Source organism: Micromonospora sp. WMMD1082 (assembly GCF_029626175.1).
Classification (GTDB): Bacteria; Actinomycetota; Actinomycetes; order Mycobacteriales; family Micromonosporaceae; genus Micromonospora.
Window position 1 is genome coordinate 3,390,200 of sequence record NZ_JARUBM010000002.1, and the last position, 12,255, is coordinate 3,402,454.

General features: G+C 69.3%; 15 protein-coding genes. 14 read left to right on the plus strand and 1 reads right to left on the minus strand.

Annotated features, from left to right (window positions below; genetic code table 11):
* The first annotated feature begins 237 nt into the window (after positions 1–237).
* The 5 genes from paaA to paaE are packed head-to-tail and all read left to right on the plus strand — an operon-like array spanning position 238 to position 3,904.
* Positions 238–1,293 (plus strand): 1,2-phenylacetyl-CoA epoxidase subunit PaaA, encoded by a 1,056-nt coding sequence (gene paaA / locus O7615_RS15645; RefSeq protein WP_278178354.1) that lies wholly within the window; start codon positions 238–240, stop codon positions 1,291–1,293.
* Entirely contained in the window at positions 1,290–1,577 is a 288-nt protein-coding gene (gene paaB, locus O7615_RS15650; protein WP_278178355.1) for a 1,2-phenylacetyl-CoA epoxidase subunit PaaB, read from the plus strand. The genes paaA and paaB overlap by 4 nt, the downstream gene beginning before the upstream one ends.
* Positions 1,574–2,299 (plus strand): 1,2-phenylacetyl-CoA epoxidase subunit PaaC, encoded by a 726-nt coding sequence (gene paaC / locus O7615_RS15655; RefSeq protein ID WP_278178356.1) that lies wholly within the window; start codon positions 1,574–1,576, stop codon positions 2,297–2,299. Before paaB ends, paaC begins: the two co-directional genes overlap by 4 nt.
* Positions 2,300–2,303: 4 nt before the next feature.
* The gene (paaD, locus tag O7615_RS15660; protein WP_278178357.1) at positions 2,304–2,780 is read left to right on the plus strand and encodes a 1,2-phenylacetyl-CoA epoxidase subunit PaaD; all 477 of its coding nucleotides are present in this window, start codon (positions 2,304–2,306) and stop codon (positions 2,778–2,780) included.
* Positions 2,777–3,904: a 1,2-phenylacetyl-CoA epoxidase subunit PaaE gene (gene paaE, locus O7615_RS15665; protein ID WP_278178358.1), complete on the plus strand. Its 1,128-nt coding sequence runs from the start codon at positions 2,777–2,779 to the stop codon at positions 3,902–3,904. The genes paaD and paaE overlap by 4 nt, the downstream gene beginning before the upstream one ends.
* A 73-nt stretch (positions 3,905–3,977) precedes the next feature.
* On the opposite strand, the gene O7615_RS15670 is transcribed toward paaE, so the two are convergent.
* Complete coding sequence (locus O7615_RS15670; protein ID WP_278178359.1) at positions 3,978–4,358, minus strand: hypothetical protein; 381 nt, start codon at positions 4,356–4,358, stop codon at positions 3,978–3,980.
* Positions 4,359–4,493: 135 nt separating this feature from the next.
* On the opposite strand from O7615_RS15670, the gene O7615_RS15675 reads away from it, so the two are divergent.
* The 9 genes from O7615_RS15675 (at position 4,494) to O7615_RS15715 (ending at position 12,251) form a co-directional block, all read left to right on the plus strand.
* On the plus strand, positions 4,494–5,312 hold the full coding sequence (locus tag O7615_RS15675) for a helix-turn-helix transcriptional regulator (RefSeq protein ID WP_278178361.1): 819 nt from the start codon (positions 4,494–4,496) through the stop codon (positions 5,310–5,312).
* Between the two features lie 30 nt (positions 5,313–5,342).
* A complete protein-coding gene (locus O7615_RS15680) occupies positions 5,343–5,588 on the plus strand; it encodes a DUF397 domain-containing protein (protein WP_278182113.1) in 246 nt (81 codons plus the stop codon).
* 405 nt (positions 5,589–5,993) lie between these two features.
* On the plus strand, positions 5,994–6,233 hold the full coding sequence (locus O7615_RS15685) for a hypothetical protein (RefSeq protein ID WP_278178362.1): 240 nt from the start codon (positions 5,994–5,996) through the stop codon (positions 6,231–6,233).
* Positions 6,234–6,553: 320 nt separating this feature from the next.
* Positions 6,554–7,744 (plus strand): cyclic dehypoxanthinyl futalosine synthase, encoded by a 1,191-nt coding sequence (gene mqnC / locus O7615_RS15690; RefSeq protein ID WP_278178363.1) that lies wholly within the window; start codon positions 6,554–6,556, stop codon positions 7,742–7,744.
* Between the two features lie 311 nt (positions 7,745–8,055).
* A complete protein-coding gene (locus O7615_RS15695; RefSeq protein WP_278178364.1) occupies positions 8,056–9,240 on the plus strand; it encodes a hypothetical protein in 1,185 nt (394 codons plus the stop codon).
* 136 nt (positions 9,241–9,376) lie between these two features.
* Positions 9,377–10,099: a demethylmenaquinone methyltransferase gene (locus O7615_RS15700; RefSeq protein WP_278178365.1), complete on the plus strand. Its 723-nt coding sequence runs from the start codon at positions 9,377–9,379 to the stop codon at positions 10,097–10,099.
* A gap of 46 nt (positions 10,100–10,145) precedes the next feature.
* The gene (locus tag O7615_RS15705; RefSeq protein WP_278178366.1) at positions 10,146–10,355 is read left to right on the plus strand and encodes a hypothetical protein; all 210 of its coding nucleotides are present in this window, start codon (positions 10,146–10,148) and stop codon (positions 10,353–10,355) included.
* A gap of 147 nt (positions 10,356–10,502) precedes the next feature.
* Positions 10,503–11,777 carry a geranylgeranyl reductase family protein gene (locus tag O7615_RS15710; protein ID WP_278178367.1) on the plus strand — a complete coding sequence of 425 codons (1,275 nt, stop codon included), beginning with the start codon at positions 10,503–10,505 and terminating at the stop codon, positions 11,775–11,777.
* 108 nt (positions 11,778–11,885) lie between these two features.
* Positions 11,886–12,251: an NADH-quinone oxidoreductase subunit A gene (locus tag O7615_RS15715; protein ID WP_278178368.1), complete on the plus strand. Its 366-nt coding sequence runs from the start codon at positions 11,886–11,888 to the stop codon at positions 12,249–12,251.
* Positions 12,252–12,255 lie beyond the last annotated feature (4 nt).

Genomic DNA, 12,255 nt, shown 5'->3' on the forward strand with positions numbered 1-12,255 from the left:
TGTGACGGGGGAAGTCTACGTGCGGATCGGCGGAATGCCAGGACTCGACACCCGGCGACGCGCCGCGAAGGAGGGGTATCAACCTAATCCATGGCTATTGGTCGGATTTGTCGATGCCCGGTGACCTAACTCATAGTCACGGGAGATACGGGAGGCGATCGGGTGGTAACCGTGGGAAGTCTCGGATTTGTGTGACACGCTCTGGTGTATCCGATCGCAAGCTGTAACACTTGGTGCATGTATGGCAATGACTTCCCGGGCGAGGACGCGCCCGGCGGCCTGCTCGGTGAGGTCGAGGCGGCGGAGGCGGCGCTGCGCGCGGCCGCCGAGCGGGATCGTGGTGCCGCCGAGCCGGGTGCGGATCTGGCCGCCTACTTCGCGCAGGTCGTTGACGCCGACCAGAAGATCGAGCCGCGCGACTGGATGCCGGAGGCGTACCGGCGGACGTTGATCCGGCAGATTGCCCAGCACGCCCACTCCGAGATCATCGGCATGCAGCCGGAGGGCAACTGGATCAGCCGGGCCCCGTCGCTCAAGCGCAAGGCGATCCTGCTGGCCAAGGTGCAGGACGAGGCCGGCCACGGCCTGTACCTCTACGCCGCCGCCGAGACCCTCGGGGTGAGCCGGGACGAACTGGTCGACCTGCTGCTGAACGGCCGGCAGAAGTACAGTTCCATCTTCAACTACCCCACCCTCAGCTGGGCCGACGTCGGCGCGATCGGCTGGCTGGTGGACGGCGCCGCGATCGTGAACCAGGTCCCGCTGTGCCGCTGCTCCTACGGCCCGTACGCCCGCGCCATGATCCGGGTCTGCAAGGAGGAGTCGTTCCACCAGCGCCAGGGCTACGAGATCCTGCACACCCTCGCGCACGGCACCCCGGCGCAGCAGGCGATGGCCCAGGATTCGGTGGACCGCTGGTGGTATCCGTCGCTGGCCATGTTCGGCCCGCCGGACGGCGACTCGACCCACTCGGCGCAGTCGATGGCCTGGAAGATCAAGCGCTTCTCCAACGACGAACTGCGCCAGCGCTTCGTGGACATGTGCGTCGGCCAGGCCGAGGCGCTCGGGCTGACCATTCCCGACCCGGACCTGCGCTGGAACGACGAGCGCCAGGCGTACGACTTCACCCAGCCCGACTACGACGAGCTGATGCGGGTGATCTCCGGTGCGGGCCCGTGCAACCGGGAGCGGATGGCGCACCGGCGCCGCGCCCACAGCGAGGGCGCCTGGGTGCGTGAGGCCGCCACGGCGTACGCGGCGAAGCGGCGGAACAGGGAGAAGGTTGCGGCGTGAACCGGGAATCCGCACCGCTGTGGGAGGTCTTCGTCCGGGCCCGGCGCGGTCTGTCGCACACCCACGTCGGCAGCCTGCACGCGCCCGACGCCGAGCTTGCCTTGCGCAACGCCCGGGACCTCTACACCCGCCGCCAGGAGGGGGTCTCGATCTGGGTGGTGCCGGCGAGCGCGATCACCGCCTCCAGCCCCGACGAGAAGGACGCCTTCTTCGACCCGGCCGCCGACAAGGTCTACCGCCATCCCACCTTCTACGAGGTACCAGAAGGAGTGGCCCACCTGTGAGCGGTCCCTTCGCCTTCACCCTCGCCCTCGGCGACGACGCGTTGATCGCGGCGCAGCGGCTGGCCGAGTGGACCACCCGGGCGCCGGAGATGGAGGAGGACATCGCGCTGGCCAACATCGCCCTGGACCAGCTCGGCGCGGCGCGGCTGCTGCTGTCGTACGCGGGCGAGCTGGAGGGCGCCGGCCGGGACGAGGACGCGCTGGCCTACCTGCGCGACGACCGGGAGTTCCGCAACTGCCTGCTGGTCGAGCTGCCGAACGGCGACTTCGCGATGACCATGGCGAAACTGCTCGTCCTGTCGGCGTACCAGCTGCCGCTCTACACCGCGTTGGCCGGCTGCGCCGACGATCGGCTGGCCGCCATCGGCGGCAAGGCGCGCAAGGAGTCCGCGTACCACCTGGACCACGCCTGTCTCTGGGTGAAGCGGCTGGGCGACGGCACCGAGGAGTCGCACCGGCGGATGCAGGCCGGCCTCGACCAGGTCTGGCCGTACGCCCACGAGCTGTTCGCCGCGCAGCCGGACGCGCCGGTCGACCCGGCGACCCTGCGGGCCGAGTTCGACGCGGTCGTGGCCGGGGTCCTCGCCGAGGCGACGCTCACCGCGCCGGAGTCCGGCTGGACGCCGGCCGGCGGGCGGGACGGGGTGCACACCGAACACCTGTCGTACCTGCTCGCGGAGATGCAGGTGCTGCACCGCGCCCATCCCGGGGCGCGCTGGTGAGCGCGTGAGCGGCGTCCGGGAAGTCGCGGCGGCGGTGGTGGACCCGGAGATCCGGGTGGTCACCATCGACGACCTCGGCATCCTGCGGTCGGTGGAGGAGGATCCGGCCACCGGTCGGGTCGTCGTGACCATCACCCCCACCTACACCGGCTGCCCCGCGATGGACGTGATCCGGGCCGACATCCGCCGCGCGCTGGCCGCCGCCGGGCACCCGGACGTCGACGTGCGTACGGTGCACAGCCCGGCCTGGAGCACCGACTGGATCAGCGACGCCGGGCGAGCCAAACTGGCCGCCGCCGGCATCGCCCCACCGGCTCCGGTCCGGCGCGACGGTGTCGTACCGCTGACGCTGGCCGTCCGCTGCCCGCGCTGCGGGTCGCCGGAGACCGAGCAGCTGAGCCGCTTCGGCTCCACCGCCTGCAAGGCACTGTGGCGCTGCCGCACCTGCACCGAACCCTTCGACCATGTGAAGGCCCTGTGACTGTCACCATCACCCGCCCGGTCCGCCGCCGGCCGGTGTTCCACCCGCTGCCCGTCATCGCCGTGGACCGGCTCACCGCCGACGCCGTCGCGATCACCTTCGCGGTGCCCGAGGAGTTGCGCGCGACGTTCGCGTTCCGCGCCGGCCAGCACCTGACCGTACGTTTGCCGGCCGCCGCCGGCCCTGCGGACGACGGGGACGTGCGTCGGTCGTACTCCATCTGTTCCACGCCCGACGAGCTGGAGCGGCACGGGCGGTTGCGGATCGGCGTGCGGGAGATCCCCGGCGGGGCCTTCTCGTCGTATGCCTGCGGTGCGTTGCGGCATGGCGACACCGTCGAGGTGCTGCCGCCGCTGGGCCACTTCACCACGACGTACCGGCCGGACCGCGCCCGCCGCTACGGCGCGGTCGTCGCCGGATCCGGCATCACCCCGGTGCTGTCGCTGGTCGCCACCGCCCTGGCCGTCGAGCCGGCCAGCACCTTCACCCTGGTGTACGCCAACCGCACGGCCAACAGCGTGATGTTCGCCGAGGAGTTGGCCGACCTGAAGGACCGCTACCCAACGCGACTGCACCTGGTGCACGTGCTCTCCCGCGAGCAGGGCGAGTCGCCGCTGCTGTCGGGCCGGATCGACGCGGAGCGGCTGGGTCGGCTGCTGGACACCATCGTCCCCGGCGACGCGATCGAGGAGTGGTTCCTCTGCGGCCCGTACGGCCTGGTGGTGGAGGCCAAGGCGGTGCTCACCGGGCGCGGCGTTGCCGAGTCCGCGGTGCACACCGAGCTGTTCCACGTCGACGCGCCGCCCGAGCCGGTACGCCGCCCCGACGAGTCGCCCGACGGCTCATCCGGTACCGAGGTGACCATCCTGCTCGACGGCCGCTCGTCGCGCTTCAGCATGCGCCGGGACGAGCGGGTGCTGGACTCCGCGCTGAAGGTACGCGGCGAACTGCCGTACGCCTGCAAGGGCGGGGTCTGCTCGACCTGCCGGGCGAAGGTGGTCTCCGGCGAGGTCCAGATGGCCCGCAACTACGCCCTGGAGCCCGACGAGGTGGCCGCCGGTTACGTCCTCACCTGCCAGTCCAGCCCGCTCACCGACACCCTCACCATCGACTACGACGCGTAGGACCGGCCTTGATCACGCTCGATCCGTCTTTGGGTGCATCTCTTGTCGCTATAGCAGCAACAGATGCACCCATTCAGACGCCGGGCCTGACGCGGGCGGTCCAGTAGGTCAGGTCGGAGCGGTGCTCGGTGAGGGTCACGCGCTCGCCGCAGGCTTCCTCGATCACCTTGACCGCGTCGTCCAGGTGGGCCGGATAGTGGTCCCAGTCGCGGTCGCGGAACAGGTGCAGGCCGGCCTCGCCCCGGTCGTCGCCGAACGCCTCCGCCGCCTCCGGTGACATCAGCACCACCGTGTAGCGGGCCGCCTCGATCTCCGCCTCGGAGGGCTGCGGCTGCTCGGGGTCGGGCTGCCGGCGGAACTGCTCGATCACCGACGGGATCGGCCCCGGCGAGTCTGCCGGATCGTACGGCCGGAGCCAGGTTGGCTGGAGAGGCTTTCGGATCTGCGGCTCCACGGCGACCTCCTGTGGCCTGAGTGCAAGAGCTAGCGCTGAATCGCAATTTGCGATTAAGGTTGGCCGCACAGAGTGATCGTGTCAATACCATTCGGTGGGGAGGTTGTCGTGTCGGGACGCAACCAGCCGACGGTGGTGAACCGGGGCCTGGGTGCCGAGTTGCGGCGGCTGCGGAAGGCCAAGGGGCTGGCCGCAACGGCGGTGGCTGGCCGCCTCGACTGGCAGCCGTCGAAGCTGTCCCGGATGGAGACCGGTCAGCAGGGGATCCGGCCCGAAGAGGTAGGCGCGCTGCTGGTCATCTATGAGGTGACTGGTGTGGAGCGCCGACGCCTCATCGGCATGGCCGAGCGGTCCAGGGAACGTGGTTGGTGGGAAACCCATGCCGCCGACCTGTCCCCGTGGTCCCGGACGTTCCTGAGGCTCGAAGCCGACGCCGTCGCCATCACGAACTGGGAGCCCTTGCTGGTGCCGGGACTGTTGCAACTGCCGGACTATACGACGGCGCTGATGCGGGCATGTGGCATAGCGGACGCCGAGCTGCGGGTTGCGGCACGGTTGAGCAGGCAGGCCATCCTCGCCCGAGACAGCCCGCCGCGACTTCACGCGATCATCGACGAGATGGTGTTCCGTCGCGTGCTCGGTGGTCGCCAGCTGATGGGTCGTCAGCTTCGGCACCTGATCGAGGTCGCCGAACGGCCGAACGTGACCATGCAGATCACACCGCTTGCTCTGGGCGCGCACACCGGACTCGACGGGTCGTTCGTGTTGCTCGACTTCGACCGGGCTCCCTCGATCGTTCACCTTGAGCACAAGCTGTCCAGCGCCTTCCTTGAGGAGGCGAGCCAGATCGAGGTCTATCGCGGTGAGGTCGATAGGCTTGCCGAGGTGGCCCTGAGCCCCGCTAAGTCGACCGACTTCGTCGCGCGGGTGGCGGCGGAGTATGAGCGAGAGTGAGTCGTCGTGATCATCTCGGATCTATCCGCTGTGACCTGGCACAAGTCCAGCCACAGCGGTACCGACACTGACTGCGTCGAGGTGGCCGAGGTGCCCGCGACGGCCTGGCGCAAGTCCAGCCGCAGCGGCACGGACACGAACTGCGTGGAGGTGGCCGAACTGACCCGGGCGGTCGCCGTACGCGACTCCAAGGACCCGACCGGTCCGGTGCTCGCCTTCGACCGCCTGTCCTGGTCGGCGTTTGTCGCTGGCAGCGGGCGGCTGCATCAGGCGTGAACGTGTCACCTGCGGGCGGTGGCTCTTTATCTCCGCTTCTGGTAAAAGCCTTGTTTTGCCAGAACCTGGGAGTTAGCCTCTGAACTGTCAGGGGCACTAGCCTCTGGAAGTGGACCCGGCAGCCCTCCGGACGGTGGGTGGGCCGGGTTTCGCGCTTCCTTAGACCGTGTGTGACTCCTCGACCATCCGTTGGATGGCCGTCCGCCACCTTCCTCGGCTGGCCCAGCACCATGCCAGTGCGTCGGGGATGGCCAACAGACACTCCTCGTGTGCCCGTAGGTGGTCGTAGCGGAGGCTGTCGGACAGGCCAGCTCGGTGCGACTCCTCGTAGAGCACCCGTCGGTCGGCCTTTAACGTGGAGTCATCGAGTTCGAGGACCAACCGAGTAGCGCCGATCTTCGCCACGTGACCGACCAGCCTAGCCAGGCATGCGTCGCGGCCGGACTTCATGCTGCGGTGACCGCTCGCATCGAAGACCACTGCTTGGATGCCAACATCGGCGATTGCGCCAATGATCTGTCGGCGTCTGTCATTCCGTTCCTTGTGGAAGTGAATTCGGCGCTGCCCAGGGAGGATCAGACCTCGAATGACCTTGCGGGCCGGTGCAAGGTGGGTCTCTGGAAGTACGGCGGCAGTAACGAGTAATCCTCGGTTCTTGCTTTCGTCCACGAACACGTGGGCAGTCATCTCGTAACTCGCAGGGGGTCGCGTCGGTTAGGTCTCGATGGGCGCGTGTCCGGGGGCGGGGTGCTGGCCAGTTCCGCTGCCAGCCAACGAGCCGTCAGCACATAATCGTGAACTATCCGACAAACTGTCAAATATCTCCATGCGCTGTTCGTGGAGATGATCGAGCTGACTCGGGCGACCTGGGCGGGCGGTCGATCTTGTTTGAGGTGCTCGCTGTGTGGTCCAGGTCCCAGCAGGGCACGGTGGTCGCTGATGGGGCTCGGCGTAGGCTCGGGGGCGTGACGGTGAGCCGGGAGATCGACGACATCCTGCAGCGTGGCGCGGACGGCGGGCGGATCACGCCCGAGGAGGCCCTACTGCTCTACACCGATGCGCCCTTCCATGCCCTCGGCGAGGCGGCGGACGCGGTGCGCCGGCGGCGGTACCCGGACAACGTCGTGACGTACCTGATCGACCGCAACATCAACTACACCAACGTCTGCGTGACGGCGTGCAAGTTCTGTGCCTTCTATCGGGCGCCGAAGCACAAGGAGGGGTGGACCCACCCGACCGAGGAGATCCTGCGCCGCTGCGGCGAGGCGGTCGAGCTGGGCGCCACCCAGGTCATGCTCCAGGGCGGCCACCACCCGGACTACGGCGTGGAGTACTACGAGGAGCTGTTCTCCTCGGTCAAGCGGGCGTACCCGCAGCTGGCCATCCACTCGATCGGGCCGAGCGAGATCCTGCACATGGCCAAGGTGTCCGGGGTGAGCCTGGACGAGGCGATCGCCCGGATCAAGGCCGCCGGCCTGGACTCGATCGCCGGTGCCGGCGCCGAGATGCTGCCGCAGCGGCCGCGCAAGGCGATCGCGCCGCTGAAGGAGTCGGGTGAGCGCTGGCTGGAGGTCATGGAGCTGGCGCACCGGCAGGGCGTCGAGTCGACCGCGACGATGATGATGGGCACCGGCGAGACGGCCGCGGAGCGGATCGAGCACCTGCGGATGATCCGCGACGTGCAGGATCGTACGCGCGGCTTCCGGGCCTTCATCCCGTGGACGTACCAGCCGGAGAACAACCATCTCAAGGGGCGCACCCAGGCGACGACCCTGGAGTACCTGCGGCTGGTGGCGGTGGCCCGGCTCTTCTTCGAGACCGTGCCGCACCTGCAGGCGTCCTGGCTGACCACCGGCAAGGACGTCGGTCAGCTGGCGTTGCACATGGGCGTCGACGACCTCGGGTCGATCATGCTGGAGGAGAACGTCATCTCCTCGGCTGGTGCCCGGCACCGCTCCAACCTGCACGAGCTGATCGGGATGATCCGCTCTGCCGACCGGATCCCCGCCCAGCGGGACACGCTCTACCATCGGCTGGCCGTGCACCACACGCCCGCCGACGACCCGAGCGACGACCGGGTGGTCTCGCACTTCTCCTCCATCGCACTGCCCGGTGGCGGAGCCGGCCGGTCGCTGCCGCTGGTCGAGGCGAACTGACGGACGCGCAACACGCGATGGCGGGTGGCTACGGTGCGTCACCACCGTCCTGGCAGTGAGTCAGTGATGCGGTTCGTTCGACCGTCAGCCGAACGGCTCGCATGCACCCATCCGTCCGGCCCGAAGCGGCACCCCGCCGCAGGCCGGTGCGGAGCGTGACCGGCAACAAGGCCCATCAATCCGGACAATCCTTAAGTGGCCATTAGCTGAGCAGCTTGTGACGGGTGTGTTCCCGGGGTGGCGCGGGTGATCGTCGACCGCTAACGTCCCCGCCCGTACGTTTTCCTTCATCCCACGGGGGCGACCACTTCATGATCTTCCGAACCCGCCGGGCCGTCAGCCTGGCCGCGGCCACGCTGCTCGCCTCGGGCACCGTTGCCGCGTTCGGCGCACCGGCCCACGCCGCCGGGACCGAGACCGATCTGGCGATCACCGCCGCCGGCACCCGGGCCACCGACGGTGTCGAGGGCAAGATCGCCTGGGCCAAGATTGCCAACCTGGGCGAGGGCACGCCGACCAAGGTGCTCGTCAAGGTCGACACGTCCAAGGTGGACGACAACAAGCTCCTGATGGGCGCGTTCACCGATGGTGGGTGCGACGTCACCGGTGACACCAAACCCGAGCTGTGGGTCTGCGAGCTTAGCGGGGACGAGATCCCCGGCCCGGGTGAGACGACCGAGGTGCCGATCGTCCTGTTCAAGGCCACTGAGGACGTCACCGGCCCCTACACCGCCCCGGTGACGATCAGCATCGAGTCGCCGGACGACACCGACGAGAGCAACAACAGCGTCGATGTCGATGTCGAGCTGACCCCGGAGAGCGGCGTCGACCTGGGAGTCCTCGTCCCCGACGTGAAGACCCGCGTCAACCTGGACACCTTCGAGGAGCGCGGCCCGGTGCGACCGGGTGACACCGCCCTCGTCTGGAGTGAGGTCGCCAACCAGGGCGACCTGACCGCCCAGGGCATCAAGCTGACCTATCAGCTGCCCGAGGGTGTCACCTTCCTGCCGGTCGAGGGCTGCGAGATCAGCTCCGACAAGCGCGGGGCGGTCTGCGAGGACGAGACCTTCCTGCTTGAGCCGGCCACGGTGCTCGTCGTCCCGCTGGCCGTCGAGGTGGACGAGGCTGTCGAGGCGCCGGTCACCCTGAAGAACGGCTCGCTGGAGGCCACGGCCTTCGGCGTGCTGCCGGCCGACGCCCGGGTCAGCCAGCAGGCCACCAAGCCGGCCTTCGGTAAGGCCGAGGTGCGTGCCGCCGAGGACTCGGAGTTTGCCGACCTCGACCCGACCGACAACAAGGACGACTTCGCCGTGGTCGTCGTCGCCAACACCGGTGGTGGCGGTGGTGGCGGTGGTCTGCCGGTCACCGGTGTGCAGGCCGGCCTGATCGGTGGCATCGGCGCGGGCGTGCTGCTCGCCGGCGTGGCGATGTTCCTGGTGTCCCGCCGTCGCCGGGTGGTCCTGGTGGCCCCGGGTGACGAGAAGACGGACGCCTGAGGTTCGTCCTCAATCGGCCCGCGCGGGCCGTTCACATAACGCACGGCAGTCAGGGCGGGATGGGTGACCATCCCGCCCTGACTGTGTCGGTGACCCGCACCGGGGCAGTCACGGACCGGGCTGGCAGAGTGAGGGGGTGAGTATCCCGCAGGGCCAGCGCGCCAGCCTGGACAAGCAGCCGCACGAGGTCGCCGCAATGTTCGACGGCGTGGCGGCCCGCTACGACCTGACCAACACGGTCCTCTCCTTCGGGCAGGACCGCTCCTGGCGGCGCGCCACCCGGGCCGCGCTCGACCTGCGCCCGGGGGACCGGGTGCTCGACGTGGGCGCGGGCACCGGTGTCTCCACCGAGGAACTCGCCCACTCCGGGGCGTACGCGGTCGGTGCCGACCTCTCCCTCGGCATGCTGTACGCGGGCAAGCACCGCCGTCCACAGGTGCCGCTGCTGGCCGGGGACGCCCTGCGGCTGCCCTTCGCCGACGCCAGCTTCGACGCGGTGACCATCTCCTTCGCCCTGCGCAACGTCAACGACACCGACGCCGCGCTGCGCGAACTGGCCCGGGTGACCCGCCCGGGTGGCCGGCTGGTGGTCTGCGAGTTCAGCACCCCGGTCAACCCCGCCTTCCGTACCGTCTATCTGTCGTACCTGATGCGCTCGCTGCCGGCGGTGGCGCGGCGGGTTGCCAGCAATCCCGACGCGTACGTCTACCTGGCCGAGTCGATCCGGGCCTGGCCCGACCAGTCGGCGCTGGCGGCGCGGGTGGCGGCGGCCGGTTGGGGCCGGGTGGCGTGGCGCAACCTGACCGGCGGGGTGGTGGCCCTGCACCGCGGCATCCGGCAGGCAGATTCCCCTGATTAGGGGAATCTGACGGATTGGTCCGATTTGAGCCCTTAGGCTGGCCGGCATGACGGATCCGAAGGATGTGGCCATCGGCGATGCCGCGGAGCTGGTCGAACAGCTCAGGGATCTGGCCGGCGCGGATCCCGCCGACGTACGCCAGGTGGTGTCCGAGGTGCTCGCGGCCCTGGACCGGGCCGCCGGCGGCGCGCTGCGCGAGCAACTGCCCGAGACCATCCGCGCGGGCCTCGACAGCGCCGACCCGGCCCGGCTCTGAGCGCCGCCGGCCTCCGCACGCCGCGCCCGGTCTGGTTTCCAGCAGGTTAGGGCGCCCTAACAAGGCGAGCGTACGGCGCCGGTCATAGACTCGTCCCGGCTTGGCTTGTGAAGCATTTCACGAGCATGGCGGGGAGGAGGCGCGGAGATGACCGCGGTGGAGAACGACGCCGACGTGATCGTCGTGGGCGCCGGTCCCGGTGGCTCGGCGACCGCGTACCACCTGGCCCGGCACGGCGTACGCGTGCTGCTGCTGGAGAAGACCGAGTTTCCCCGGGAGAAGGTCTGCGGTGACGGGCTGACCCCGCGCGCGGTCCGGCAGCTGATCCGCATGGGTGTGGACACCTCGCCCGAGGCGGGCTGGCTGCACAACCGGGGCCTGCGGGTGATCGGCGGCGGCGTCCGGCTCGAACTGGACTGGCCGGATCTGGCCAGCTTCCCGAACTACGGGCTGGTGCGCACCCGGCTCGACTTCGACGACCTGCTCGCCCAGCGGGCCGTGGCCGCCGGCGCCAAGCTGCGCACCAGCGTCAATGTCATCGGGCCGGTGCTCGACGGCGACGGCCGGGTGATCGGGGTGCAGGCCGAGGACGGCCCGGACGCCGCACCCGCCACCTTCCACGCACCGCTGGTGGTCGCCGCAGACGGCGTCTCGGGCCGCTTCCCGCTCGCCCTGGGGCTGGCCAAGCGGGAGGACCGCCCGATCGGCGTGGCCGTGCGGCGCTACTACCGTTCCGAGGCCCGGCATGACGACGACTACCTGGAGTCCTGGCTGGAGTTGCGGGCCAAGGGCACCAACGAGCTGCTGCCCGGGTACGGCTGGATCTTCGGCCTCGGTGACGGCCGGGTCAACGTCGGGCTCGGCATCCTCAACTCGTCCTCGGCCTTCGGCAAGACCAACTACCGGCGGCTGCTCACCGACTGGCTGGCCAACACGCCGCCGGAGTGGGGCATGACCGACGAGACGAACGCCGAGGGGTCGATCCTGGGTGCGGCGCTGCCGATGGGCTTCAACCGGGTGCCGCACTACACCCGGGGGGTCATGCTGGTCGGCGACTCCGGCGGCATGGTCAACCCGTTCAACGGCGAGGGCATCGCGTACGCGATGGAGTCCGGCGAACTGGCCGCGGAGGTCGCGGTCCAGGCGCTGGCCCGGCCGGCCGGGATCGAGCGGGAGCGGGCGCTGATGGCGTACCCGCAGGAGCTGAAGACCCGGTTCGGTGGCTACTACCGGCTGGGCGGGATCTTCGTGAAGCTGATCGGCCGGCCGGAGGTCATGCGCGTGGCGACCAAGCACGGCATGCCCCACCCGACGCTGATGCGCTTCGTGCTCAAGCTACTGGCCAACCTCACCGATCCGCGCGGCGGTGACGCGATGGACCGGGTGATCAATGCGATGACCCGGGTAGCGCCCGCCGTGTAGGGGCGCTGACCAGGCAGGTCGACCCCCCGCCGACGGTCGCCGGGTGGGATGTGAATAGTGTGAAATTCGCCAACAACGAGGGCAGGGAAGGACGAGCAGGAGAAGAATATGTCGCTCTCGCCGTACGTACCCATCATCGGGCTGTTCGCCCTCGCCGCGGGTTTCGCGCTGTTCTCGATAGCCGCCGCCCGGTTCGCCGGACCTCGCCGCTACAACAAGGCCAAGCTCGAAGCCTACGAGTGTGGGATCGAGCCTAGCCCGCAACCGATCGGCGGAAGCCGGTTCCCGGTCAAGTTCTACCTGACGGCGATGCTATTCATCGTCTTCGACGTGGAAATGATCTTCCTTTACCCGTGGGCGGTCTCCTTCGACATCCTGCCGGTCTTCGGGTTCGTGGCCATGTTGGTGTTCATCGGTGCCGTCTTCGTCGCGTACGCCTACGAATGGCGACGCGGCGGCCTGGACTGGGACTGAGGGA

Excerpts from the sequence above, each read along its gene's own strand:
- O7615_RS15695 (WP_278178364.1), top strand. The coding sequence starts at position 8,056 with ATGATCTTCCGAACCCGCCGGGCCGTCAGCCTGGCCGCGGCCACGCTG.
- O7615_RS15715 (WP_278178368.1), top strand. The coding sequence starts at position 11,886 with ATGTCGCTCTCGCCGTACGTACCCATCATCGGGCTGTTCGCCCTCGCC.
- O7615_RS15705 (WP_278178366.1), top strand. The coding sequence starts at position 10,146 with ATGACGGATCCGAAGGATGTGGCCATCGGCGATGCCGCGGAGCTGGTC.
- O7615_RS15710 (WP_278178367.1), top strand. The coding sequence starts at position 10,503 with ATGACCGCGGTGGAGAACGACGCCGACGTGATCGTCGTGGGCGCCGGT.
- paaA (WP_278178354.1), top strand. The coding sequence starts at position 238 with ATGTATGGCAATGACTTCCCGGGCGAGGACGCGCCCGGCGGCCTGCTC.